This window comes from Photobacterium halotolerans DSM 18316 (genome assembly GCF_000425165.1).
Taxonomy (GTDB): Bacteria; Pseudomonadota; Gammaproteobacteria; order Enterobacterales; family Vibrionaceae; genus Photobacterium; species Photobacterium halotolerans.
On sequence record NZ_KE384320.1, the window covers coordinates 274,768 to 299,975 of the forward strand.

General features: G+C 52.2%; 25 protein-coding genes. 2 read left to right on the forward strand and 23 right to left on the reverse strand.

What is annotated here, in order from left to right; translation table 11 throughout:
- Positions 1-195 precede the first annotated feature (195 nt).
- Positions 196-1,545 carry an exodeoxyribonuclease VII large subunit gene (gene xseA / locus H511_RS0114455; protein WP_036759707.1) on the forward strand — a complete coding sequence of 450 codons (1,350 nt, stop codon included), beginning with the start codon at positions 196-198 and terminating at the stop codon, positions 1,543-1,545.
- Between the two features lie 17 nt (positions 1,546-1,562).
- On the opposite strand, the gene H511_RS0114460 is transcribed toward xseA, so the two are convergent.
- The 22 genes from H511_RS0114460 to trmJ form a co-directional block, all read right to left on the reverse strand.
- Positions 1,563-3,176: an ABC transporter ATP-binding protein gene (locus H511_RS0114460; protein WP_027252945.1), complete on the reverse strand. Its 1,614-nt coding sequence runs from the start codon at positions 3,174-3,176 to the stop codon at positions 1,563-1,565.
- Between the two features lie 151 nt (positions 3,177-3,327).
- Complete coding sequence (locus H511_RS24460) at positions 3,328-3,567, reverse strand: zinc ribbon domain-containing protein (RefSeq protein WP_081669288.1); 240 nt, start codon at positions 3,565-3,567, stop codon at positions 3,328-3,330.
- A gap of 428 nt (positions 3,568-3,995) precedes the next feature.
- Positions 3,996-5,504 carry a ribosome biogenesis GTPase Der gene (der, locus tag H511_RS0114470; RefSeq protein WP_027252946.1) on the reverse strand — a complete coding sequence of 503 codons (1,509 nt, stop codon included), beginning with the start codon at positions 5,502-5,504 and terminating at the stop codon, positions 3,996-3,998.
- A gap of 152 nt (positions 5,505-5,656) precedes the next feature.
- On the reverse strand, positions 5,657-6,814 hold the full coding sequence (gene bamB / locus H511_RS0114475; RefSeq protein WP_027252947.1) for an outer membrane protein assembly factor BamB: 1,158 nt from the start codon (positions 6,812-6,814) through the stop codon (positions 5,657-5,659).
- A 12-nt stretch (positions 6,815-6,826) separates the two neighbouring features.
- Positions 6,827-7,438 (reverse strand): YfgM family protein, encoded by a 612-nt coding sequence (locus H511_RS0114480; protein ID WP_027252948.1) that lies wholly within the window; start codon positions 7,436-7,438, stop codon positions 6,827-6,829.
- A gap of 13 nt (positions 7,439-7,451) precedes the next feature.
- Positions 7,452-8,720 carry a histidine--tRNA ligase gene (gene hisS / locus H511_RS0114485; RefSeq protein WP_027252949.1) on the reverse strand — a complete coding sequence of 423 codons (1,269 nt, stop codon included), beginning with the start codon at positions 8,718-8,720 and terminating at the stop codon, positions 7,452-7,454.
- 120 nt (positions 8,721-8,840) lie between these two features.
- Positions 8,841-9,956: a flavodoxin-dependent (E)-4-hydroxy-3-methylbut-2-enyl-diphosphate synthase gene (gene ispG, locus H511_RS0114490; protein WP_027252950.1), complete on the reverse strand. Its 1,116-nt coding sequence runs from the start codon at positions 9,954-9,956 to the stop codon at positions 8,841-8,843.
- 14 nt (positions 9,957-9,970) lie between these two features.
- On the reverse strand, positions 9,971-10,966 hold the full coding sequence (gene rodZ, locus H511_RS0114495; RefSeq protein ID WP_027252951.1) for a cytoskeleton protein RodZ: 996 nt from the start codon (positions 10,964-10,966) through the stop codon (positions 9,971-9,973).
- On the reverse strand, positions 10,956-11,726 hold the full coding sequence (pilW, locus tag H511_RS0114500; protein ID WP_051288204.1) for a type IV pilus biogenesis/stability protein PilW: 771 nt from the start codon (positions 11,724-11,726) through the stop codon (positions 10,956-10,958). The genes rodZ and pilW overlap by 11 nt, the downstream gene beginning before the upstream one ends.
- A 45-nt stretch (positions 11,727-11,771) precedes the next feature.
- Complete coding sequence (gene rlmN / locus H511_RS0114505; RefSeq protein ID WP_027252953.1) at positions 11,772-12,893, reverse strand: dual-specificity RNA methyltransferase RlmN; 1,122 nt, start codon at positions 12,891-12,893, stop codon at positions 11,772-11,774.
- Positions 12,894-13,162: 269 nt separating this feature from the next.
- The gene (gene ndk / locus H511_RS0114510) at positions 13,163-13,591 is read right to left on the reverse strand and encodes a nucleoside-diphosphate kinase (RefSeq protein WP_027252954.1); all 429 of its coding nucleotides are present in this window, start codon (positions 13,589-13,591) and stop codon (positions 13,163-13,165) included.
- 59 nt (positions 13,592-13,650) lie between these two features.
- Entirely contained in the window at positions 13,651-14,928 is a 1,278-nt protein-coding gene (gene pepB / locus H511_RS0114515; RefSeq protein ID WP_027252955.1) for an aminopeptidase PepB, read from the reverse strand.
- Positions 14,929-15,000: 72 nt separating this feature from the next.
- On the reverse strand, positions 15,001-16,287 hold the full coding sequence (gene pepB, locus H511_RS0114520; protein ID WP_027252956.1) for an aminopeptidase PepB: 1,287 nt from the start codon (positions 16,285-16,287) through the stop codon (positions 15,001-15,003).
- Positions 16,288-16,647: 360 nt separating this feature from the next.
- Positions 16,648-16,848, reverse strand: a complete 201-nt coding sequence (gene iscX / locus H511_RS0114525) for a Fe-S cluster assembly protein IscX (protein WP_027252957.1) — start codon at positions 16,846-16,848, stop codon at positions 16,648-16,650.
- 79 nt (positions 16,849-16,927) lie between these two features.
- Entirely contained in the window at positions 16,928-17,266 is a 339-nt protein-coding gene (gene fdx, locus H511_RS0114530) for an ISC system 2Fe-2S type ferredoxin (RefSeq protein WP_027252958.1), read from the reverse strand.
- Positions 17,267-17,268: 2 nt separating this feature from the next.
- Entirely contained in the window at positions 17,269-19,122 is a 1,854-nt protein-coding gene (gene hscA, locus H511_RS0114535; RefSeq protein ID WP_027252959.1) for a Fe-S protein assembly chaperone HscA, read from the reverse strand.
- Positions 19,123-19,161: 39 nt separating this feature from the next.
- Positions 19,162-19,677 carry a co-chaperone HscB gene (hscB, locus tag H511_RS0114540; RefSeq protein WP_027252960.1) on the reverse strand — a complete coding sequence of 172 codons (516 nt, stop codon included), beginning with the start codon at positions 19,675-19,677 and terminating at the stop codon, positions 19,162-19,164.
- An 81-nt stretch (positions 19,678-19,758) separates the two neighbouring features.
- The gene (iscA, locus tag H511_RS0114545) at positions 19,759-20,082 is read right to left on the reverse strand and encodes an iron-sulfur cluster assembly protein IscA (protein ID WP_027252961.1); all 324 of its coding nucleotides are present in this window, start codon (positions 20,080-20,082) and stop codon (positions 19,759-19,761) included.
- 20 nt (positions 20,083-20,102) lie between these two features.
- Positions 20,103-20,489, reverse strand: a complete 387-nt coding sequence (gene iscU, locus H511_RS0114550) for a Fe-S cluster assembly scaffold IscU (protein ID WP_027252962.1) — start codon at positions 20,487-20,489, stop codon at positions 20,103-20,105.
- A 32-nt stretch (positions 20,490-20,521) separates the two neighbouring features.
- The gene (locus H511_RS0114555) at positions 20,522-21,736 is read right to left on the reverse strand and encodes an IscS subfamily cysteine desulfurase (protein WP_027252963.1); all 1,215 of its coding nucleotides are present in this window, start codon (positions 21,734-21,736) and stop codon (positions 20,522-20,524) included.
- Between the two features lie 31 nt (positions 21,737-21,767).
- Positions 21,768-22,274, reverse strand: coding sequence for a Fe-S cluster assembly transcriptional regulator IscR (iscR, locus tag H511_RS0114560; RefSeq protein WP_027252964.1), 507 nt, complete (start codon positions 22,272-22,274; stop codon positions 21,768-21,770).
- 109 nt (positions 22,275-22,383) lie between these two features.
- Positions 22,384-23,118 (reverse strand): tRNA (cytosine(32)/uridine(32)-2'-O)-methyltransferase TrmJ, encoded by a 735-nt coding sequence (trmJ, locus tag H511_RS0114565; protein WP_027252965.1) that lies wholly within the window; start codon positions 23,116-23,118, stop codon positions 22,384-22,386.
- A 200-nt stretch (positions 23,119-23,318) separates the two neighbouring features.
- On the opposite strand from trmJ, the gene suhB reads away from it, so the two are divergent.
- Positions 23,319-24,119 carry an inositol-1-monophosphatase gene (gene suhB / locus H511_RS0114570; protein WP_027252966.1) on the forward strand — a complete coding sequence of 267 codons (801 nt, stop codon included), beginning with the start codon at positions 23,319-23,321 and terminating at the stop codon, positions 24,117-24,119.
- A gap of 139 nt (positions 24,120-24,258) precedes the next feature.
- On the opposite strand, the gene secF is transcribed toward suhB, so the two are convergent.
- On the reverse strand, positions 24,259-25,206 hold the full coding sequence (gene secF, locus H511_RS0114575; protein ID WP_027252967.1) for a protein translocase subunit SecF: 948 nt from the start codon (positions 25,204-25,206) through the stop codon (positions 24,259-24,261).
- Between the last annotated feature and the right edge of the window lie 2 nt (positions 25,207-25,208).

The following is a 25,208-nucleotide window of genomic DNA, read 5'->3' on the forward strand; positions in this document are numbered from 1 at the left end:
TTTTTTATTGACACTTTTCCGTTGATACGTAATATATTCCGGTTTAAGTGACCAAGCTGCGGGCCGCAGTTCAGGGCCTTTCTGCGCCTGTACGCTTTCCAACCATTCTTGCGGCTACATTCATTTGATACTGCTATCAAAATCGTGCACCATCCTCTTCTGAATTAATGTCCTGCAACCACAGGTTTCCTTGTCGTGAGTCTTTACAGTACTGCCTCATCCCAGAATTCGCGTATCTATACAGTGTCCAGTCTGAATGCTCAGGTTCGCCTTTTGCTTGAGAATGAAATGGGGGTTGTCTGGCTGGTCGGTGAATTGTCTAACTTTTCAGCGCCGGTGTCCGGTCACTGGTATTTCACCCTGAAAGACGCGCGGGCACAGGTTAAATGCGCCATGTTCCGCGGCAATAACCAGCGTGTCACCTTTCGCCCGGCGAACGGCAACCAGGTATTAGTGAAAGCCCGGCTGTCACTGTACGAGCCCCGGGGCGATTATCAGCTGATTATCGACAGTATGCAGCCCGAAGGGGATGGCCGGCTGCAACAGCAGTTCGAAAAACTGAAAATGCAGTTGGCAGCAGAAGGATTGTTTGCCCAGACGCTGAAAAAAACGCTGCCTGAACAACCGAAACGGGTGGGCATTATCACCTCAAAAACCGGGGCTGCCCTGCACGATATTCTCCAGGTGCTCAAGCGCCGGGATCCCAGTCTGCCCGTGGTTATCTACCCCACTATGGTGCAGGGCGAAGGCGCCGCTATCTCGATTGCGCAGGCCATAGGCCGCGCCAACACACGTCAGGAATGTGATGTACTGATTGTGGGACGTGGCGGCGGCTCACTGGAAGATTTATGGGCGTTTAACGAGGAAATTGTGGCCCGCACCATCGCAGCCAGCCAGATCCCCATTATCAGTGCGGTCGGTCATGAAGTGGATGTCACTATCGCAGATTTTGTCGCCGACATGCGGGCGCCCACACCTTCCGCCGCCGCCGAACTGGTCAGCCGCGATCTCAGCGCACAGATGCAGAAAATCCATCAGCACCAGCAACAGCTGCGGCATGCGATGCGGCACTATCTGTCCGTCAGGCAAAGCCAGCTCGTTCGCTGGCAGCACAGGCTGGATCGCCAGCATCCGCAAGTACAGCTTAACCAGCAAAGCCAACGCCTGGATGAGCTTCGCAGCCGTCTGGAGCGGGCGATGCGCAAGCAAGTGTCTGACAGGCAGCAGCACCTGCACCGCAGTGATTATAAACTGGCACTGCATTCACCGGCCCATCAGCTGGAACGGTTAAGTACTCAGCTTGCCACCAACCAGCGTCGTTTACTCAATGCCATGGACCGCCGGCTTGTTAAAGCCAGTCACCAGCTTGCTCTGGCAACTGAAAAACTCGATGCTGTCAGCCCGCTGGCGACTCTGGCCCGGGGCTATTCCATTACCCGTAACGAGAGCGGCCAGGTGATCCGCAGTACCCGCCAGGTTAACACCGGTGATACACTGCAAACCACGCTGGCCGATGGTAATATACGCTCCATCGTCAGCGACTAGCGTCGCCGCTCATCCTGTCAGGCAGCGTCTTCCACCAACATGCAGGCGCTGATCAGACGTTGGGTATACGCCTGCTGCGGGTGGTCAAAAATCTGCTCAGACGTGCCCTGCTCGACCACCTCACCACGCTGCATTACCATCACATGGTCTGAAATGGCACGCACAACGGCCAGATCATGGCTGATAAACACATAACCGATATTATGGCGACGCTGAATGTCTTTGAGCAGCTCCAGCACGGTAAGCTGTACCGAGCGGTCTAACGCCGATGTCGGTTCATCCAGCAGAATAAACTTAGGCTCAGAAACCAAGGCGCGGGCAATCGCAATCCGCTGTCGCTGACCGCCGGAAAACTCATGCGGATAGCGATTGATGCTGGCGGGATCCATGCGCACCTCATCCAGCGCTTTTCGCGCTTTCTGGACGCGCTCACTTTTTGTCATCTGGGCAAAAACAGTCAGAGGCTCAGTGATGATCTCACCAATGGTCATCCGGGGTGACAGTGAACCATAAGGGTCCTGAAAGACCATCTGCATGTGACGTTTGAGTTCAAAACGCTCTCTGGCCGTCATTTCGCCCAGTTTCCTGCCATCAAAGCTGACAGTACCGCTAAACGGCAGCAACTGCATCAGAGCGCGGCCGAGCGTGGATTTCCCCGAACCGGATTCACCAACGATTCCCAGCGTTTCTCCCTGCCGCAATGTCACACTGATGCCCTTCACCGCATCCAGATGTTCGATCGGCTGGCCCAGCCAGTTCGACTTCAGCACATAGCTGACTTTGATATTCTGGGCGTCTAAGACAACGGGGGCGTGATGCTTATCACTCACCTCGCCCGGCTTAGGCTCAGCGTCGAGCAGCATTTTGGTGTACGGATGCTCTGGTGCATGGAAGACCTTGTCAACATGACCGGCCTCAACCACTTCCCCTTTACACATCACCACCACATCATCAGCAAAATGGCGCACCACACCAAGGTCATGGGTGATGAACAGAATAGCCATTCCCATCTCAGCCTGGATTTCTTTAAGTAACGACAGCACCTCCGCCTGTACTGTGACATCCAGCGCTGTGGTCGGCTCATCCGCGATCAGCAGGTCGGGCTTATTGGCCAGTGCCATGGCTATCATGATCCGCTGCAGCTGCCCGCCGGAGAATTCATGAGGATAGTGACGAAGCCGCTTGCGCGGCTCAGGAAGCTGTACCCGCTCAAAGAGCGCCAGCGTTTCTTCCATCGCCTCTTTTCGCGTGACATCGCGGTGACAGCGGATCGCTTCAGCCACTTGCTCCCCAATCGGCATATAGGGATTGAGTGAAGTCATAGGCTCCTGAAAGATCATGGCTATCTTGCCGCCTCGGTAGCCCCGCAGCACGTTTTCCGGCAGCGATAACAAATCGGTTCCCTGAAAATGAATCTGGCTGTCGGGATCGACCCAGGCATTTTTCGGCAGCAGCCCCATGACAGCGCCAGAGGTGACGGATTTGCCTGAACCGGACTCCCCCACCAGTGCCAGGGTCTGGCCTTTATCCACACTAAAGCTGATTTGCTTTACCGCATCAACGATGCCTGTCTCCATGGTGAATGATACTGACAGCTTGTCTACCGTCAGCAGCGGACGCTGCTTATCCATACCGGAATCCTTTTCCTGATCTTCACAAATGATAACTATTAGCAAATGAGAATAAATCAAAGAAGTAGAATTGGCTATAGATGAGTATGGTTCATGCCGTAAAAAGTGAGAAAAACCGTCACAGATCGGCTTTCGCACTGATGGTAACAGCTCATTCCGTGGTTTTATCTGCCAGGGTGAAAGTGATCAAGGCTTGGGATTTTGACTTGAGCTCATTGCAGTGCGGGCAGAAATAGTTGGCGGCACCACAAGCATTGAGCCTTTCTAACGGGTGTCCGCAATCATGACACGTGGCATGTTTTATCGCCCGGCGTTCGCAGTGAGGACAAAAATAGCCTTGATACTGCCAGACAAGATTTAACCGGCATGCCGGACAAAGTGGTTGAGACATATCGCACGCTCCTGGGTGTGCAGATCAGTGTTATCTGCTTAAGTGTATCAATAGCAGAGATCGGCAACAGTGGCTTGATCAACGACAAAGTCCCGGCTGATCAGCGATCACCTCCAAAAAGAACATTTATCAATACAGTTCCCGAAAGCATAAGTTACATGTTCTGTATATGGATTTTAAACAGAACAAAAATCTTTATAAGTATACCGTTTTGATAAGATCCAGCATATGTAGAAATTCACAATCAGATCGCTTGCTCGCCTGTCAGTGCTGTATTTACAGGTATTTAGCGTCATAGTGATACGATCAAAAACAAGTCTGCCAACAGGATAATCTGCGTTCATCGATCCCTTTCCCCCGGCACTATGATCCTCAGCCGGTTTTCTATGATCAAAAAAAACCCGGCTTTATCAGCCGGGTCTGGGTGTTTACTGGTTGCGGTCCCTGTTCTTCAGGGCATTGGTCAGGCGCTTACGCTGCCGCTCCTGAGACACAGTCAGCTTCTGACGTTTTTCATTGCCATAAGGGTTATCACTGTTATGGAAATGAATCCGGATCGGTGTCCCCATCATGTCCAGTGTCTTACGGAAGTAGTTCATCAGATAACGCTTATAGGAACCCGGTAAGTCATTGACCTGGTTACCATGCACCACAACGATGGGCGGATTATAACCCCCTGCGTGAGCATATTTCAGTTTCACCCGGCGGCCGCGGATCATAGGCGGCTGATGGTCATCCTGCGCCATTTGCATAATACGGGTCAGCAGGGAGGTACTGATACGCTTAGTCGCCGACTGGTACGCTTCCTTCACAGATTCGTACAAGTGGCCAACTCCCGTGCCGTGCAGGGCAGAAATAAAGTGAATTCGGGCAAAATCGACAAAGCCAAGCCGGCGATCAAGCTCTGATTTCACCCGCTCTTTGACTTCGTTATCCAGACCATCCCATTTGTTCACTGCAATAACCAGCGAACGGCCGGAATTGAGCGCAAAACCAAGCAGGCTCAAATCCTGATCCGAAATATTTTCACGGGCATCAATGATCAGCAGTACCACGTTGGCATCTTCAACGGCTTTCAGTGTCTGGATAACCGAGAATTTCTCTACCGCTTCATGCATATTCTTACGGCGACGCACACCTGCGGTGTCAATCAGCACGTACTCCTGACCGTCCCGCTCCATCGGAATGTAAATGGAGTCGCGAGTGGTGCCGGGCATGTCGTAAACAACAACACGCTCTTCACCGAGTATCCGGTTAGTCAGAGTCGATTTACCCACATTCGGGCGACCGATGATCGCCAGTTTGATAGGTTGCTCCTGCAGTCGCTTATAGGCCGCTTCTGCATCTTCTTCTGTCAGGTTAGCCTTTTCGATGGCATCGGCGGAATCCAGGCTTTCGATATCGACAAAGCCGTCCTCTTCCTCGGCCTGGCGTGCTTTCCATTCTTCAACGAAAGGCGCCAGTGCACGCTCCATCAGTGCCGTCACACCACGGTTCTGCGCTGCAGCGATCTGATACATGTCATCCACGCCCAGCTGCCAGAAATCCGCACAGGCGCTGTCGGCATCAATACCGTCAATCTTGTTCACGACCAAAAATGTCGGCTTCTGCCGGCTGCGAAGGTGCTTGGCAATGGCTTCATCCGAAGCAGTAAGGCCTGCACGGCCATCAACCAGAAACAGCACAACGTCTGCTTCTTCGATGGCGGTCAGCGATTGCTCCGCCATTTTGCTCTCTACACCTTCCTCGGAACCATCAATACCGCCGGTGTCGATGACAATGAATTCGTTCTCTTCGAGCTCTGCTCGACCGTACTTACGATCCCTGGTTAGGCCAGGAAAGTCAGCGACCAGCGCATCCCGGGTGCGGGTAAGACGGTTAAACAACGTCGATTTACCCACATTCGGGCGCCCGACAAGGGCAACTACAGGAATCATAATGAGTTTACCTCTATCTTTTTCATCATCTTAATGACAGTAATGTCTGTCTCAAACGACAATCACTACGTCAAGGGTAGAATAACAACGGCCCCTGATGTGAATACAAACAGGAGCCGAAGCGTTAATCTTATCACAGAATATGCCTGTGACTAAGGCAAATGCATTTTGCTCAATTTGCCTTCTCGGGTCACCACCAGGTAGCCATCTGACAGCGCTAAAGGCGGAATAGCAATGCCACTGCCATCCGTTTGCTGCTGGGCAAGAAATTCACCCGTGCGGGTATCCAGCCAGTGCAGATAGCCCAGGCTGTCGCCCAGTACTAACTTCCCATTGATCACAGACGGTGCACTGAGGATGCGGTGAGCCAGCTCAGTATTTTGCCACAGCTCTGTGCCACTGCGAATATCCACGGCGACCAGGTGATCCTCTGCCGTTACCAGAAACAGCAGACCACTGTCGATCACAAAGTCAGTGGCAGAAGAGTAGTTACGTTTCCACACCTGCTGGCCACTACGCAGATCAATGGATACCAGATTGCCGTTGTAACCGGCAGCATACAGGCGGTCACCGTCAATCACAGGTGCCGCATCGACGTCGACCAGGCGATCAATTTCCGTCGCTCCCTGGGGCTGGCCAATAGGCTGTTGCCACAATAGCTGACCGTTACGAATGAAAGCCCCCGCCAGCCGGCCGTTGGCCTGCCCCCAGAATACCCCGCCGGAGATAGACACAGGAGAGCTGTCACCCCGCAGTGTCAACGATGGCACTTCGCTGCTGATTTGCCATTTAGACGCCCCGGTTTCTGCATCTAAGGCCTGAAGAATGCCGCGGCTGGTGTTCACCAGCAGCAGGCCTTCGTCCGCCAGTGGTTTAGCCAGCACTTCACCATCGATACCGACACGCCAGGCTTGTTCACCGGTTTCGGCATCCAGCGCAATGACTTCAGCATTTTCACTGCCGATAAAGACTTTGTTGTAAGCCACCGTCAGGCCGCCAGACAACTTAGCATTGCCGCCGCCGGTGATCTCGTGCTCCCACACGATCTTACCCGTTGTCGGATCTAAGGCTTCCACCTTGCCTTCCCGGTTGGCAACAAACAACTTCCCGTATCCCGTCACCGGCGACAGACGCGAGTAATAATGCTGTACGCCGTCATCAATATTGCGTGTCCAGTCCTGAACAGGCGTGAACTGGTTTTCAACCGCAGGAAGAGGCGCCATTTGCACCGCTTCTTCTTCACTGGCACAGCCGCTTAGTACACCAATAGCGACAGCGAGCGCTACAGCTTGCTTCAATAGCTTTCGCATACTCTGTCGCCTTTACTGGGCCAGGTCGTCAAGTTTAATTTGCAGCGCCGGAGATGCACCCAGTTGCTGTGCGCTGATATAAGCATCACGAGCCCCTGATTTATCCCCTTTCTGCAGCAAAATATCACCGCGCAGTTCAGCCACTTTCCCCTGCCAGCTTTCCGCTTTCACTTTATCCAGCTCCGCCAATGCATTGTCGTAAGACTGCTGAGCCGCCAGAATTCGCGCCAGACGGGTGTGGGCCACAGGCAACAGAGCGACATCCTCTGTGTGACTGATAGCCCAGTTTAACTGCTCTGCAGCAGCGTCCAACTCACCTTTCTCAACCTGCACTTTGGCCAGTTGCAATGCAGCCAGCACCGCATACTGACTGCTTGGGTTATCGTTGATAAATGTCTGAGTCTGACTGATAGCATCGTCGCTGCCACTGGCCAGAGCCTGTACAGTCTGAGTATAAGCTTCAGAAGCCTGTTCCTTAGCAGCCAGCACCTCTCCCTGATAATAACGCCAGCCATACAGGCCGCCCAGGCCAAGTACGGCACCAAGCACAACGGCTTTGCCGTTCTCTTTCATCCATGCTTTGATGGATTCAATCTGTTGCTCTTCTGTGGTATTGACGTCCACGTCCTGTCCTCTCTTAAATCAATTCTGCCAGCTTTGCGGCAACCTCTGCCTGAGCCAATGTTTGCTGCTCACCGCCACGGAGATCCTTAACGACTACAGTGCCTTCTGCAATTTCGTTCTCGCCCAGAACCAGAGCAACAATCGCCCCCACGTTATCTGCACGCTTAAACTGTTTCTTAAAGTTGCCGCCACCAAAGTGGTTCATCACTCTCAGTCCAGGTACGGCTTCGCGCAGGGTTTCAGCCAGCTTCATACCTGCCATCAGTGTACCTTCACCGGCAGTCACTACGTAAACATCCACACTGCGGCGAACGTCAGTCAGCTCCAGGGTTTCCAGCATCAGTACCAGACGCTCCAGACCCATAGCAAAGCCCACGCCTTGCGTCGCTTTACCGCCCAGCTGTTCAACCATACCGTCATAGCGGCCACCGCCACATATGGTGCCCTGGGCACCCAGACTGTCGGTGATCCACTCAAAAACAGTGCGGTTATAATAATCCAAGCCACGCACAAGGCGTTCATTTACCTGGTATTCGATACCCGCAGCGTCTAATAGTTCACACAAACCTGAAAAATGCGCCTTGGAATCCTCATCCAGATAGTCAGACAACTTCGGCGCATCAGCCAGAATGGCTTGTATGGCCTGATTTTTGGTATCCAGCACTCGCAGAGGATTGGTGTACATACGGCGCTTGCTGTCTTCATCGAGCACATCCAGATGCTGCTCAAGGAAAGCGATCAAAGCATCGCGATACGCAGCACGGGCTTCAGAAGAGCCGATAGAGTTCAGCTCCAGACGCACATGCTTATCAATGCCCAGTTCACGCCACAAACGTGCCGTCATCATGATCAGCTCGGCATCAACATCCGGCCCTTCAATGCCAAACACTTCCACACCAAACTGATGGAACTGGCGATAACGGCCTTTCTGCGGACGTTCATGGCGAAACATGGGGCCCATGTACCATAAACGCTGTTCCTGATTGTACAGCAGGCCGTTTTCGATACCGGCACGCACACAACCTGCCGTCCCTTCAGGACGCAGTGTCAGGCTGTCACCGTTGCGATCTTCAAAGGTATACATTTCCTTTTCGACCACATCGGTCACTTCACCGATGGCGCGCTTAAACAAATGCGTCATCTCGACAATCGGCATACGGACTTCACTGTAGCCGTATGCGCTGACGACTTGTTTCGCGGTATTTTCCACTTTCTGCCAAAGTGGAGACTGAGTTGGGAGGCAATCGTTCATGCCTCGAATTGCTTGAATTTGTTTCGCCACGTTGATTCTCAATTAACCGATGGGGATTAAGTTCGAATGAATAGAACTGAATATATAAGTTATGCAGGACGTTGTGAACCTTACCCCGAAGGAATCCGGGGTAAGTCAGACAGAAAAAGCTTACTTTTCGATGATGTCAATCCGGTTTCGCTGATCCATCATCGACGCTTTGGCCCGAATCTTGGTTTCCAGCTGATCGATCACATTGTCATTATCAAAACGCTCTTTCTGGCGCACACCGTCTTCATAGAAGGCGCTCTTGCGGTTACCGCCGGCAATGCCCATATGGGACACTTCGGCTTCGCCCGGTCCGTTAACCACACAACCAATAACAGAGACGTCCATGGGGATAGTGATATCTTCCAGACGCTGTTCCAGCTCGTTGACTGTGCCAATCACATCAAATTCCTGACGTGAACAGGTTGGGCAGGCAATAAAATTAATGCCGCGGGAACGGATACGCAGAGATTTCAGGATATCAAAACCGACTTTAATTTCTTCGATGGGGTCAGCCGCCAAAGAGATGCGCAGCGTATCGCCAATACCTTCAGCCAGCAGCATGCCCAGGCCAACAGCAGATTTCACCGCGCCGGCACGCGCGCCACCGGCTTCAGTGATACCCAAATGCAAAGGTTGTTTGATTTGCTTTGCCAGCCTGCGGTACGACTCCACAGCCAGAAATACGTCAGACGCTTTAACACTGACTTTGAATTGATCAAAATTCAGCCGATCCAGGATCTCAACATGACGCATCGCTGATTCCACCAGCGCATCAGGTGTCGGCTCACCGTATTTCTGCTGGATATCTTTTTCCAGCGAGCCACCGTTTACCCCGATTCGGATCGGGATATTGTTGTCGCGAGCACAGTCCACCACAGCACGGATACGATCTTCACGACCGATATTACCCGGGTTGATGCGCAGACAGTCCACGCCATATTCCGCCACTTTCAACGCAATGCGGTAATCAAAATGAATATCGGCCACCAAAGGCAGATTCACCTGCTGCTTAATCGCTTTAAAAGCTTCAGCCGCGTCCATTGTTGGTACGGAAACACGGACAATATCTGCACCGACTTTTTCCAGTGCGCGGATTTGTGCAACTGTCGCTGCCACATCTGTGGTACGGGTGTTGGTCATTGACTGCACCGCAATCGGTGCACCATCACCAATTGGCACCTTACCCACATAAATTCGGGTGGAAGGACGACGTTTGATCGGAGACTCGTTATGCATCTTTCATTCTCTGTTTACAACGGCAACTTCAACCTGGCGACTCTGCCAGCCGGATAGCCGCTCAGATCAACTGGTTCACCTTTGAAGCTCATTGTAACAACACTCGGCGCACCGAGCACTATCTTAAACGGAGCCTGTCCATCAAGAGAGATAACATCGCCGCTGGATTTGATACCTGTATCAAGTTGTTTGCCATTGGCATCACGGATATCAATCCAGCAGTCACCCGTAAAGGTCAGTTGCAGATCAGGTGCCGGCGCTTCTTCCGCAACCGGGGCTGCACCGGCAATCAGTGAGTCATTGGCTTCATCAAAGAGCACATTGCCTTCATCATCAATCACACTGTCCGCAGGCATAGTCTCGCTGGCAGTATTGTTGGCGGCTTCATCGAAGGTGTTGAGCGGTAAATCATCACTACCGGCAGCATCGCTGTATGAGTCGTCAACGGGACTTTCTTGCGTTGCTCCTTCCGCAATCGCGCTCACGTCGTCTGTATTCAGCGTTCCCGCCATGTCATCGACGGTACCGGCCAGTGATTCATCCAGTGGCGGGTTACCCTGCGACACTTGCTCAGAGATAACCGGTGTTTCCGTTTTTTGCTCTGTCTGCCACCACCAGGCCGCTGTCATACCGACAATCACGGCCCCCAGAAGCCAGGTCAGGCCCATGACACGGTTATCATGTTTATCTCGTTTGGTTTTACGGGAAAAGCTTTGCATCGTCTGGGCTTGTGGCTGGCCCTGCCCAATGCTTTCAAGCTTGCTCAGTATTTCGTTGACATCAAGACCGACAAATTTCGCATACGAGCGAACATAACCACGGGTAAAAGTGGCCATCTGAGCTTCATCAAAGCGGTTGTTTTCAATGTCATCGATTACAGACATCCGCAAGCGCAGTCGGCTCGCTACATCCTTTTGAGAATAGCCAAGCTGCTCACGCGCCTGACGAAGCATATCTCCGGGACGAATGACGTCTTCCGTTACTCGTTCTTCGTTCTGTTCAGTATTCATTGGCTAGATAATTCTGATATTGCTGAGAATCAGGAAATTGTTGTCGCAACAATTCGGCATATTTTTCCACCCGATCAAGGCGACCGCTCTGGCGTGACGACTGAATTTTAAGAACAAGACTATCAGCAGTCTCTCCGTATCGCAGACTGAATGCATCCAGTCTGGCCTCTGCCTGCCGGTAATCACCACCAGTCAACTCCAGTCTTGCCAGCTGCAACATAGACAGCGGACGGTAAGGCTCATGATCCAATGCTTTTCTGAAATAATCTGCAGCTTGTGTCGCATCACCATGTTTTATGCTGCACAAAGCCGCATTTTCATATGTCGCTGAAGCCTGAAAATAATCCGGCTGTAAAACAGCACGCATAAAGGCGTTATCTGCTTCATCAAACCGTGCTTCATTACACAAGAATACACCATAGTTATTAAGCACATCGCCATTTTTGGGGGAATATTGCAATGCTCGGACATAGAGCGCTTCAGCTGAACGGTTTTCACCCACTTGTTGGTAATAATGTGCCATGGCAAGTTGTGCTCTGGGGTGATCCGGCGCAACGTCTAAGGCTTTCTGTAAATTTTGCTGTGCTCGCTGCCGCTGACCTTGCTCAAGATAGCTGAGTCCAAGTGTGATCCTGGCATCCGCCACCGCAATGGGATCCACACTGCGTTCCTTTGCTGTCGGGTCAACGGTTACACAGCCCACAAGCAAACAAGCGGCAATAAAGCCGCTTGTGATCGGATACAGGGTCCAGCGTACCATAACAACTCCTTGCTCACATCCATTTCGAGCTTTATGTTATTGTTATCAGACCGCTTTTACTGGGATTGGTTCCCCTTTTGCTTGTTTTGCCTGAGTACGTTTTGTGCGGTCAATCACATCACCAACCAATTGTCCGCAGGCGGCGTCGATATCATCACCTCGCGTTTTACGTACAGTCACGGTGAAGTCGTACTCCATCAGTGTTTTCATAAAGCGGTCAATCCGTGAATTGCTTGGCTTACGATAGGGTGAGCCCGGATACGGATTGAAAGGGATCAGGTTAATTTTCGCTGGAGTATCTTTCAGCGTATGTGCCAGTTCCCGCGCATGTTCCATGCCGTCGTTGACATGATCCAGCAGTATGTATTCCACAGTGACTTTGCCGCGGTTGGCATTTGACGAGGCGATATAGCGACGTACCACATCCAGGAAAGTCTCGATATTGTACCTGTCGTTAATTGGCATGATTTCAGAACGCAACTGGTCATTACCGGCGTGCAGAGAAATCGCCAGTGCCACATCTATCTTACCTATCATCTGCTCAAGACCGGATACTACGCCTGACGTTGACACAGTGACACGGCGCTTCGACAGACCAAACCCCAGATCATCGAGCATGATTTTCAGTGACGGAATCAGGTTTTTCATGTTCAGCAATGGCTCACCCATGCCCATCATGACCACGTTAGTAATAGGACGGCGGCCAGTTTCTTTCTCAACACCAATCTCTTTGGCCGCGCGCCATACCTGACCGATAATTTCTGACACTTTCAGGTTACGGTTAAACCCTTGCTGCGCGGTGGAGCAGAATTTACAGTCCAGTGCACAGCCTACCTGGGAAGACACGCATAGGGTGGCACGGTCATCATCGGGAATGTACACAGTTTCCACATCCTGATCACCGACACGCATGGCCCACTTGATAGTGCCGTCTGACGAGTATTGCGCTTCAGATACGTAGGGGGCACGAATCTCAGCCACGGCTTTCAGTTTCTCGCGCAGCTTCTTATTGATATTGGTCATTTGATCAAAGTCATCGCAACCGAAATGATACATCCACTTCATGATCTGATCCGCGCGGAAGGCTTTTTCGCCCAGCTCTTCGGCAAAATACTGCCGCAGTCCTTCGCGATCGAAATCCAGCAGATTGATTTTGGCATTCGTCATCGGTTGTCGCCTCACTAAAAAATGACTGATCATGCACCCGGCATGTCAGGAAACGCTGACCCAGGGTGGCCCCAAATAGCGGGAAGATTCAAGGCGCGAAATTGTACAGACTTTATCGGCGTGTTTCCACTTTTGCTGCTAATGTCAGCCAAGCTGCTGATCACAGCTTAGCTGAAGGCCGCCAATGCCTCCATCAAACCTGAATAGATAGAAAAGATAAAAAACGGGAAGCCTTGGCTTCCCGTTGTATCCGGCCTTCTGATCATAGATCAGTCACGAGGACAAATTTCATCCTCGGAAAAGAAATACGCAATCTCACGGGCGGCAGACTCAGGGCTGTCAGAGCCGTGCACGGCATTCAGGCGCGTGCTTTCTGCGTAATCGGCACGCAGTGTCCCGCACGCGGCTTCTTCCGGGTTGGTTTTCCCCATCAGCTCACGGTAACGGGTAATCGCATTGTCGCCTTCCAGTACCTGCACCATCACAGGGCCCGACGTCATAAATTCAATCAACGGTGCGTAAAATGGCTTGCCTTCGTGCTCAGCGTAAAATCCCTGTGCCTGCTGCTCGGTTAAACGCAGCATTTTCGCCGCCACAATCGTCAGACCAGCGCTTTCCAAACGATGATAAATCGCACCGATCTGATTACGGCCTACTGCATCTGGTTTTACAATTGAGAAGGTACGTTCAATTGTCATTATTATATTCCTTATACTCAGTTCACTTCTGGCAGGCAGGTTTCCCTGTCCCATAGCGCTTACTGTAACAGCAACGCGGCAATATTTGCCACCCCAAGACCCGTCGCGCCCGCCGCCCAGCGCGCATCTGCACCGTCACGGAAGCAGGAAGCCAGGTCGAAATGAACCCAGCGGCAGTCATCGCTGACAAAACGGGACAAAAAGGCAGCTGCATTCGAAGCGCCGCCCATACCGCCACCTTTCACAGCGCGGCTGTTGGCGGTGTCAGCGTAATCAGACGGACAATTATTCTGGTGCCATTTTTGCAGCGGTAACGGCCATGCGGGCTCATTAACCAGCTCAGACAATTGCTGTGCTTTGCGCAGCAGTTCAGGCTGCATGGAGAAAATGGCGTTATAGTCCTGGCCCACAGCCATCATGGCGGCACCGGTCAGCGTCGCGGCATCGATGATCAGCGGCGCCTTCATTTCACCGGCTTTGATCAGGCCGTCTGCCAGTACCAGACGCCCTTCCGCATCGGTATTGACCACTTCCACCGTCAGACCGTTCTTATAGGTCAGAATATCGCCCAGCTTGTAGGCATTACCGGCGACCATGTTCTCGGCACAGCACAAAATCAGTTTAACGCGCTTTTTCAGGCCTTGTTCAATGGCATAGGCCAGCGCAGCTGTTACTGTGGCCGCCCCGCCCATGTCGCATTTCATCGCCACCATACCGGCACTGGACTTGATGCTGTAACCGCCGGAGTCGAATGTGATCCCTTTACCCACCAGGCAGGCGTGCACAGGCGCATCCGCATCTCCGGTAGGGTTAAAGTCCAGCGTCAGCATCACAGGCGGACGGCTGCTTGCCCGGCCGACACTGTGCGTACCAATCCAGCCTTCGGTCAGCAGCTCGTCACCAACCAGCACCTCGTGGGTAATTTTATCGCCGGCCACGCTTTTCAGGAAAGCTACCGCATCCTGCGCCAGTTTTTCCGGGTACATGTCTTCCGGTGTCGCATTGACAACCTGACGTACCCAGTCTGCACTGCGACGGCGTGCGTTCAGCAATTCCAGCTCGTCTTCATCCTGGGAAGCCCATTGCACGTCCACCGATTTGCGTGTTGCGGCAAAGCCACAATAAAACGCCCACTGGCGCTCGTAGCTCCAGCCCTCGCCGCTCAGGCTGGCCTGAGTCGCCCCCTGAGAAGAAAGCTGACGAGCCGCCTGCTGAATGCGACGCAGTACAAACTCATCCTGATAGTGAATGATCACACTGTCCTGCTGGTAGGAGACCAGCGCTTTATCGCCCCAGGCCCCCTGACTTGGTTCTGCGGAAAGTAATACGGTAAGCATATCTGTGTTCCCTAAGTTGAAAACGCACAACAGCGTGAACTGTTGTGCGTAAAAATAGACCGGAGAGAGAAATTAGTCCTGGGCCAGAATGTTCGCCAGTGTGCGCACACCCATGCCCGTTGCGCCCACGCCCCATTTGTCGCTGGCCGATTTACGGTAGGTACCGCTGCAGTCTAAGTGCAGCCAGCCGTGCTTATAGTCTTCAACAAAGTAAGACAGGAAAGCTGCCGCTGTACTTGCCCCCGGCATGAAATCGCCTGTTGAAATATTAGCCAGATCAGCAAAGCTGGACGGCATCATACGGCGGTGATGCTCGCCCAGAGGCAGAGGCCACAGACCTTCGTGCTCTTCGCTGGCGGCAATCAGCGCTTTCTGCGCCATGCTGTGGTCAAAACTGAACAAGGCATGGTAGTCATTACCCAGAGCATTCTTCGCCGCGCCGGTCAGGGTCGCACAGTCAATGATCAGGCCCGGTTTTTGCGCGCTGGCATAAATCAGACCATCAGCCAGCACCAGACGGCCTTCTGCGTCTGTGTTGAGGATTTCAACCGTCTTGCCATTTTTGTACGTGATGATATCGCCCAGTTTAAAGGCACGACCCGATACCATGTTTTCCGCACAGCACAAGATCAGCTTAATGCGCTTTTGTACGCCGCGGGCAATCGCCAGCGCCAGACCGCCGGTGGCCATTGCTGAGCCGCCCATGTCGGCTTTCATCGCCGCCATGCCCTCAGAAGGTTTTATGCTGTAGCCGCCGGAATCGAAGGTAATGCCTTTACCGACCAGGCACGCCGCAACAGGTGCTTCAGCGTCACCGCTTGGGTTGTAATCAAGAATGAGCATCGCAGGAGAGCGCTCTGAACCACGGCCAACGGTATGAATACCGATCCAGCCTTCATCCAGAAGATCGTTGCCTTTAATGACTTTGTAACTGACATGATCAGGGGCCAGGGATTTGATGAATTCACCGGCGCGGTTCGCCAGATGCGAAGGATTCACCACTTCAGCACTCTGGTTGATAATATCGCGAACCCAGTTGGTGGCGGTCAGGCGCGCCTGCAATTCCGCTTCATCTTCATCATCAAGCTCAGGCCAGCTGACACTGTTACCGGGCTTGGCATTGCGGTGCCCCTGAATGAAAGACCAGATGGTTTCCAGATCCCATTCTTCACCGCTCAGAGCAACTTGCTTGATACCCTGACCGTCCAGAGTCCGGCCGGCACGCTGGATCAGATTCAGTACATCGTCACTGGTCACATGAATCTGAGCACCGTTAGCGGTATAAGACACCAGTGCATTCTCACCCCACTGCTCGGCAGCAGCGTCCTGAGTCAGAAATACTGACATAATAGAAGACATGTAAAACTCCTTGAGTATATGCCCAACGAGCACTCGCAGCTCGTACAGGCGGCATGCTTATGACTTCCAGAAAGCCGGATTCTGTCCTTCGGCTGTCTGTGCCTGATCGGCCATAGCTCGCATCCAGTCACACTGAATTTACTGTGTTTATGGTGCATGAATGCGTAATTTCAAGTTAAGCAATGCGAAAATACAACAAAGCGGACCTTTTGGTCCGCCATTTAGTTTTGTCAGTGCAGGCAATTTGTTGGCTGTCACTCACATATCAAAGCGATTGGTTTACCTTGCCGTCAAATAAACAAATAAACAAGGCATTTGCGACAAGATTAAGAGAATGATCGACTATTGAGGAATTTACACTCAGTCCTTTTCTTCCATCCAGCACAATTGCACCGCTTCCAATACTTTTTCCCCGCAGTGGTTCGGGTCATCATCAAACTCGTCCAGCGCCAGAATCCAGTCCCGTAACTCGACAAAATGAATGCTTTGCGGGTCAACATCCGGATGCTCTTCCAGCAAGGCAATGGCAATGTCTCTGGAGTCAATCCACTTCAGTCCCATGATTCACCTGCCCCTGTTGCAAACAGAAAGTATTAAGAGTGTAGCAAGCCCGCCACCAAAGGGTAACGGGGCTTGCTGATTAATGGTTTTCGCTGGCCAGATTGATGGTGTAACGAGGAATTTCAACCACCAGATCTTCATCTGCCACTCTGGCCTGACAGCCCAGACGAGACTCAGGTTCCAGGCCCCATGCTTTATCCAGCATGTCATCTTCCAGCTCTTCACTTTCGTTCAGTGAATCAAACCCTTCACGGATAATGACGTGACAGGTTGTGCAGGCACAGGACTTTTCGCAGGCATGCTCAATACCAATGCCGTTTCGCAGTGCCACATCCAGCACAGTTTCGCCACTAGATGCATCCAGCACAGCGCCCTCTGGGCAAAGTTCTTCGTGGGGTAATACAACAATTTTAGGCATGCCTAAACCTCATCAATCGATTGACCGGCCAGTGCCTCCCGAATGGATTTATCCATACGGCGTGCGGCAAATTCCTGGCTTGCTTTATCAGTTTTCTTAATACCGGCTTCAATCGCACGCGGGTCTTCCCCCTGACGCAATTGAACCAGCTCCATCATGGCGGTTTCCAGTGCTTCGCGCTCTTGTTTCGACAGCAGTGTCTCGCCATCGGCAGCCAAGGCCGCAATCAGCCCTTCCAGCACCCGATCCGCCTCTACGCGCTGCTCAGCCAGTGCACGGGCATCTTTATCTTCGCGAGCATGTGTCATCGAATCGCGAATCATGTTGGCAATCTCGTCATCCGTCAAACCGTAAGACGGTTTCACCTGAATGGACGATTGCACACCAGAGCTTTTTTCCATCGCGGTGACCGACAGCAGCCCATCCGCATCGACCTGGTAGGTCACGCGCACATGTGCCGCGCCTGCGGCCATCGCAGGGATGCCACGCAGGGTAAAGCGGGCCAGTGAACGGCAGTCTGCGACCATTTCACGCTCACCTTGCACCACATGCACAGACATTGCCGTCTGGCCGTCTTTAAAGGTGGTGAATTCCTGCGCCCGGGCAACCGGAATAGTGGTGTTACGGGGAATGATCTTTTCGATCATGCCGCCCATGGTTTCAATGCCCAGAGACAAAGGAATCACATCCAGCAGCAGCATTTCAGCATCGGGTTTATTACCGGCCAGAATATCGGCCTGGATCGCGGCACCGATAGCGACCACTTTATCAGGGTCAATCGATGTCAGCGGGGTTTTGCCAAAGAATCCGCCCACCATTTCACGCACCAACGGCACACGGGTTGAGCCGCCGACCATCACGGTTTCAATCACTTCATCGAGCTCAATACCCGCATCTTTCACCGCCCGGCGGCAAGACATCAGCGTCTTTTTCACCAGCGGCTGAATCAGGGTTTCAAACTGAGTACGGGTGATTTGCCCCTGCCAGCCCAGCACGTCAATCTCCGCACTGTCGCTGTCAGTCAGAGCCACTTTGGCGTCTGTGGCAACATCTTGTAGTGCACGGCGCTCGGACGCCGTCAGAATGTCACTGTGGCCGCTTTGTGCCAGAATCCAGTCCGCCAGCAGATGATCGAAGTCATCGCCGCCCAGTGCTGTATCACCACCGGTTGCCAGCACTTCAAATACACCTTTAGACAAACGTAAAATCGAGATATCAAAGGTACCGCCGCCAAGGTCATAAACGGCAATCACACCTTCCTGACCCGAATCCAGACCGTAGGCAATGGCTGCTGCAGTAGGTTCGTTGAGCAAACGCAATACTTTGAGATTGGCCAGTGACGCCGCATCTTTGGTGCCGGCACGCTGGGCATCGTCAAAATAGGCGGGAACCGTAATCACAACGCCTTCCAGTTCGCCGCCCAAGGTCGCTTTCGCACGCTCAGTCAGGGTTTTCAGAATATCCGCAGAGACCTGAACCGGATTAACCTTACCGCGGCGGGTCAGCAGTTGCGGTAAGCCTGACTCTGAGGCTTCAAACTGATAAGGCAAATTAGGGTAACGTTGCTCAATATCGGTCAGCGAGCGTCCCATCATGCGTTTAACGGAAATAATGGTATTCGCAGGATCCTGCTGAGCCAGTTTTTTGGCTTCGTCGCCAACGAGAATGCTTTGCTCATTATAATGAACAACAGAAGGTAGAATTGACTTGCCTTGCTCGTCGGGCAGGGTCTCGGCCACGCCACTACGCACAGCAGCAACGAGAGAGTTGGTGGTTCCCAAGTCGATACCCACCGCCAGTTTGTGTTCGTGCGGTGCAGCGCTTTGACCAGGTTCAGCAATCTGTAACAGTGCCATTGTCCTTCCTGTGGGCTTTAAGCTGGTAAGTAAATAAAATCAGTCGAACAGCGTCTCTTCCAGACGTTCGACCTCGACTCGCAGCTTTTCGATGAATTTGAGTTTACGTACTGCGTCTGCTGCTGGTTCCCACTCGCCGGCTTCCAGCAATTGTTTCAATTCACTGAGTTGTGCTTTCTGCAAACTGACGGCCTGCTGCTCAAAATCAAACAGCGCTGACTCAGGGTTCTCCGCGGAAGGGATCTCTTCCAGGGCTTCACGCAGTTCCATTTGCTGCATCAGAAATTCAGGATCCTGCAACGTCTGCTGTTCGGCGCGAATATCAACGCCGTTTTCTGCCAGCATATACTCTGCACGAGTCACCGGGTTTTTCAGGGTCTGGAATGCGTCATTGATGTGAGCAGCTTTTTGAACGGCCATCAGTCGATCGCGCTCAGAAGCTGTAGCAAAGTTATCCGGATGAAAACGTCGCTGCAGGTCGCGGAAACGTGTGGCAAGAAGGCTGCCGTCCAGTTCAAACTGGAAAGGCAGGCCAAATAGTTCGAAATGATTCATATGGCGTCTGATATCGGTTTACAAGCAAGAGGCGCGAAACAGAATGCTCGCGCCCAGGCAATGTCTCGCCGTCAGCGAGTATTAAACGTTGAAGCTTTCACCACAACCACATTCGCTCGACACGTTAGGGTTGTTAAATTGGAAACCTTCATTCAGTCCTTCTTTGACGAAATCCAGCTCTGTCCCTTCCAGGTAAACCAGGCTTTTGGCATCGACGATCACTTTAACGCCGAATTGCTCAAAGACCTCATCGCCCTCGTCGATATCATCAACGAACTCAAGGACATAGGCCATACCAGAGCATCCGGATGTTCGGACACCCAATCGCAGGCCTAGACCTTTGCCCCGATTTTCCAGGAAAGCCGCAACACGGCTCGCTGCAGTTTCAGTGATGGTAATGGCCATGAACAACAACCCTTATTTCATTAATTGCTTTGATGTTTCTTTTTGTAATCGCTAACAGCGGCTTTAATGGCGTCTTCAGCCAGAATTGAGCAGTGAACCTTCACTGGCGGCAGCTCAAGTTCTTCTGCAATCGCTGAGTTTTTGATCGATGCTGCTTCGTCTAAGGTCTTGCCTTTGACCCACTCAGTAATGAGCGAGCTGGATGCGATAGCAGAACCGCAGCCGTAGGTTTTAAAACGTGCATCTTCGATAATGCCTTGATCAGACACTTTGATTTGCAGTTTCATTACGTCGCCACACGCTGGCGCGCCAACCATACCGCTACCGATATTTTTATCGTCTTTATCAAATGAGCCCACGTTCCGCGGGTTCTCGTAATGATCAATGACTTTGTCACTATATGCCATGGTAATTTCCTCGAATTCGTGAAGACCGCAACTTAGTGGTGTGCCCACTCAACTGTGTTCAGGTCGATTCCCTCTTTGTACATATCCCAAAGCGGTGACATCTCACGCAGCTTGTCTACTGCGGTACGGATCTGCGAAATTGCGTAGTCTACTTCTTCTTCTGTCGTGAATCGACCAAAAGAGAAGCGGATAGAACTGTGAGCCAATTCATCATTCAGGCCCAAAGCACGCAGTACATACGAAGGCTCCAGACTGGCCGATGTACAGGCAGAACCGGACGAGACCGCCAGATCTTTCAGTGCCATCAGCAGTGACTCACCTTCAACAAACGCAAAGCTGATGTTCAGATTGTTAGGAACACGCTGCTCCAGATCACCGTTGACTGTCATCGCTTCAATATCTTTTACACCGTCCAGCAAGCGGTTACGCAGAGCCAGCGCATGCTGTCGGTCCAGATCCATTTCTTCTTTCGCGATACGGAAGGCTTCGCCCATACCGACGATTTGATGGGTAGCCAGAGTACCGGAACGCATACCACGCTCATGACCGCCACCGTGCATTTGTGCTTCCAGGCGGATACGTGGTTTACGACGCACATACAGTGCACCGATACCTTTAGGACCGTAAACTTTGTGCGCAGACAGGGAAATCAGATCAACTTTCATTTCCTGTACATCAATCGGCAGCTTACCGGCAGACTGAGCGGCATCAACATGGAAAAACACGCCACGTTCGCGGCAGATTTCACCAATTGCGGTAATATCCTGAATCACACCGATTTCGTTGTTCACATGCATAATGGAAACAAGAATGGTGTCTTCACGGATGGCGTCACTCAGCTTCGCCAAATCGATCAAACCGTTTGACTCAGGCTCCAGGTAGGTCACTTCGTAGCCTTCACGCTCCAGCTGACGGCAAGGATCCAGAACCGCTTTATGTTCTGTTTTACAGGTAATGATGTGCTTACCTTTTTTGCCGTAGAAGTGCGCAATACCTTTGATCGCCAAGTTATCAGATTCTGTTGCACCTGAGGTGAACACGATCTCACGCGGGTCCGCATTCAGCAGGTCTGCCACTTGCTCACGGGCATTATCAACCGCTTCTTCAGCCTGCCAGCCAAAACGGTGGGAACGGGAGGCCGGGTTACCGAAGTTACCGTCCATTGTCATGCATTGCACCATTTTCTCGGCAACGCGGGGGTCTACAGGGCAAGTAGCGGAATAATCTAAGTATATTGGCAATTTCATCTTCATCTCCAAAAACACGGGCCGCTGGGCGCTAGGAGCGAACATCGACACCTATAGTGGCGCTGTCGTGTGTATTCTTATGTCCAAAAGACGACTTCTGAAGGCGCTGGTCCTGGCGGTCTGACACTGTCAGTACGTCGTTGTCCTGCATCAGTTCACCGAGCGTAATATTGTTCAGAAAGTCACTGATACGCGCGCTGAGGTCATGCCACAGGGTATGAGTCAGACAGCGTACACCGCCCTGACAATCCCCTTTACCGTGGCACTTCATGGCATCGACCGATTCGTCGACGGCCGCAATCACAGTGCCGACAGCAATTTGATGCGCCTCTTCGCCCAGTCGGTAGCCACCGCCCGGACCACGCACGCTGGCCACCAGGCCGGCTTTACGCAAGCGAGCAAACAATTGCTCCAAATAAGACAGTGAAATCCCCTGACGCTCTGAAATATCAGCCAGAGGCACTGGACCTTCCTGAGAATGCAGCGCAACGTCCAACATGGCCGTGACTGCATACCGTCCTTTTGATGTCAATCTCATAACACACCGCTACCTACTCGAATCTATGGCAGCAGTGTCGCATACCCGACTAAAATGGTCAAGTATATACCCGACTAATTTAGTCGGGCATTATCTGTACATTAAACAACTACTTTTTCTGGCCGGCGAGGGATTTTTGTACCGATGACAGCACACCGCGCAGGATATTCAGCTCCTGCTCTTCGGGTCTGGCGCGCACAAACAGGCGCCGTAATTTCGCCATCACCATGCCGGAGCGGCTGCTGATGAACTGTGTCTGCTCCATGACGTCATACAAATGGTCAAAGAACTTTTCCAGTTCCATGGTACGCGGGTATTCAGGCAAGCTGTCATCGGCAGGAAACGCTTGAGATTCCTTATCCAGATAAGCCATACGCACTTCATAACTGATCGTCTGCACAGCCATCGCCAGATTCAGCGAGCTGTATTCCGGGTTAGCGGGAATATACACGTGGCAGTGGCACTTTTGCAGCTCTTCGTTGGTCAAACCAGTACGTTCACGACCAAACAGCAAGGCTACCGGGTGAGCCGGCGCTTCCTCAATGGCTTTAATGCCACACTCGCGGGGATTGAGCTGCGGCCATTCCAGACTACGGGAACGGGCGCTTGAACCGACCACCAGGCCGCAATCGGCAATGGCTTCATCCAGGCTGTTAACAATACGGGCGTTTTCGACAATGTCTGCCGCGCCGGCAGCCAGCGCGATAGCCTGGCCATCAATTTCACAAGCGGGCTCGACCAGAACAAGCTGGCTCAACCCCATCACTTTCATTGCTCGTGCCGCTGAGCCTATGTTGCCTGAATGTGATGTGCCCACCAGCACCACGCGGATTTGATCTAACATGACGGCCTGTTTTCCAACTCTGATTCCAAAACCGGGGGATTTTAGCACAGCCTTCTGTAAAGTGGGGAAAACATTGTAAGCAACACCTGGCAGTCAGTTCCGGCCCCGGACTGGATAAAAAATCACCACTTCCTTTTTACTCAGGCTCTGATATACTCGCCGCCGCTTTTTAGTTCTTTAACATCCGTTGGGAAGATCCTATGCATCCGATGCTAAATATCGCGATCCGTGCTGTCCGTAAAGCCGGTGACCATGTCGCTAAGTCTTTAGAAAAACCGCAAGGCATTGAAGTAAGTAAAAAAGGCAACGACGTTGTCACTAATATCGATCACGAAGCAGAAGCTATCATCATCGATACTATTCTGAAGTCTTATCCTGATCACTGCATCGTAGGTGCAGAGTCCGGCACCAAAGAAGGCCGCGACAAAGAATGCCAATGGATTATCGACCCAGTGGATGGCACCAATAACTTCGCCCGCGGTATTCCGCACTATGCGATTTCTGTTGCCCTGCGTATGCGCGGCCGTACTGAAGTCGCCGCTGTTTACGATCCTGCCCGTAACGAACTCTTCACCGCAACCCGCGGTTCTGGCGCCCAGCTGAACAGCCAGCGCATCCGTGCTTCTCAGCCACGTAATCTGGCCGGTACGGTTCTGGCAAGCAGCCTGCCTTTCACTGCCAAACAACACTCTGAAAGCTACGCCAAAATTCAGCAGGCGATGTTTGTAGAATGTGATGACATGCGTTTGTCCGGTTGTACCGCTTTGGATCTGTGCTACCTGGCCGCCGGCCGTGTAGACGGTGTGTTCAAGCTGAGCCAGAAGCCTTGGGAAATGGCAGCCGGTGAGCTGATTGCCCGTGAAGCCGGCGCTATCTGTACCGACTTCACCGGTAACACCAATTACCTGACCTCTGGCAACATCGTTGCCGGCAATGTACGCGTCGTGAAGCCTATGCTGGCAAAAATCCGTGAACACGGTAGCGAAGCACTGAAAAAATAATGCGGTACTGAAACAAATACCACTGCCTGTGCGGTGGTTTTCAGCAGCCATACAAAAAGCCCCGGCAATCAGATTGCCGGGGCTTTTTTACGTCTTCAGCCAACGTTAAAGGGCAGAAGTAAACCTGCCCCAATCGCCATTACGGCATGGCGTCGAATTCTTCGCCTTCTTTTTCCACTTTTGGCGGCATCAGGTGCTCACGGGTAATACCCAGTTTCAGCGCCAGTGCCGAAGCCACATAGATAGAAGAATAGGTACCGACGGTAATACCGATCAGCAGTGCTGTGGCAAACCCGTGAATCATAGTGCCGCCTTTCATAAACAGGGCGATCACCACGAACAAGGTGGTCCCTGAAGTGATCAGGGTACGGCTCAGGGTTTGAGTAATCGAATTATTCATCACCTCTGCCGGGCCGCCCTTGCGCATCTTGCGGAAGTTCTCACGGATACGGTCAAACACCACTATGGTGTCATTGAGTGAGTAACCGACAACAGTCAGCAGCGCGGCAACAATCGTCAGATCAACCTCGATTTGCAGCAGTGAAAAAATACCAATAGTGATGATGACATCGTGAGTCAGGGACAGTACCGCACCGGCGGCCAGACGCCACTCAAAACGCATGGATACATACAGCAGAATACAGATCAGTGAGACCAGAATAGCCAGACCGCCCGCTTCTGCCAGCTCGTCACCGACATTCGGGCCGACAAACTCAATCCGGCGCATTTCGACATTCTGGTGTGTACCTTCACGGAGGGCATCCAGGATCTGATTGCCCAGAGTTTCACCTGCCACACCTTCACGCGGCTGGAGACGTACCATGACATCACGGGCCGTACCGAAATTCTGAACAATAGCATCGCCAAAACCGGACGCTTCGAGTGAATCACGAATCTGACCCAAATCCGCAGGCTGCTCAAAGCCCACTTCAATCAGGGTACCGCCGGTGAAATCCAGCCCCCAGTTCATGCCTTTCGTGACAACAATAGCAATGGAAGCAGTGATCATCACTGCAGACAATACAAAGGCCAGTTTCGACCAACGCATAAAGTCGATCACTTTATCCGCTTTCATTAACTGAAACATGT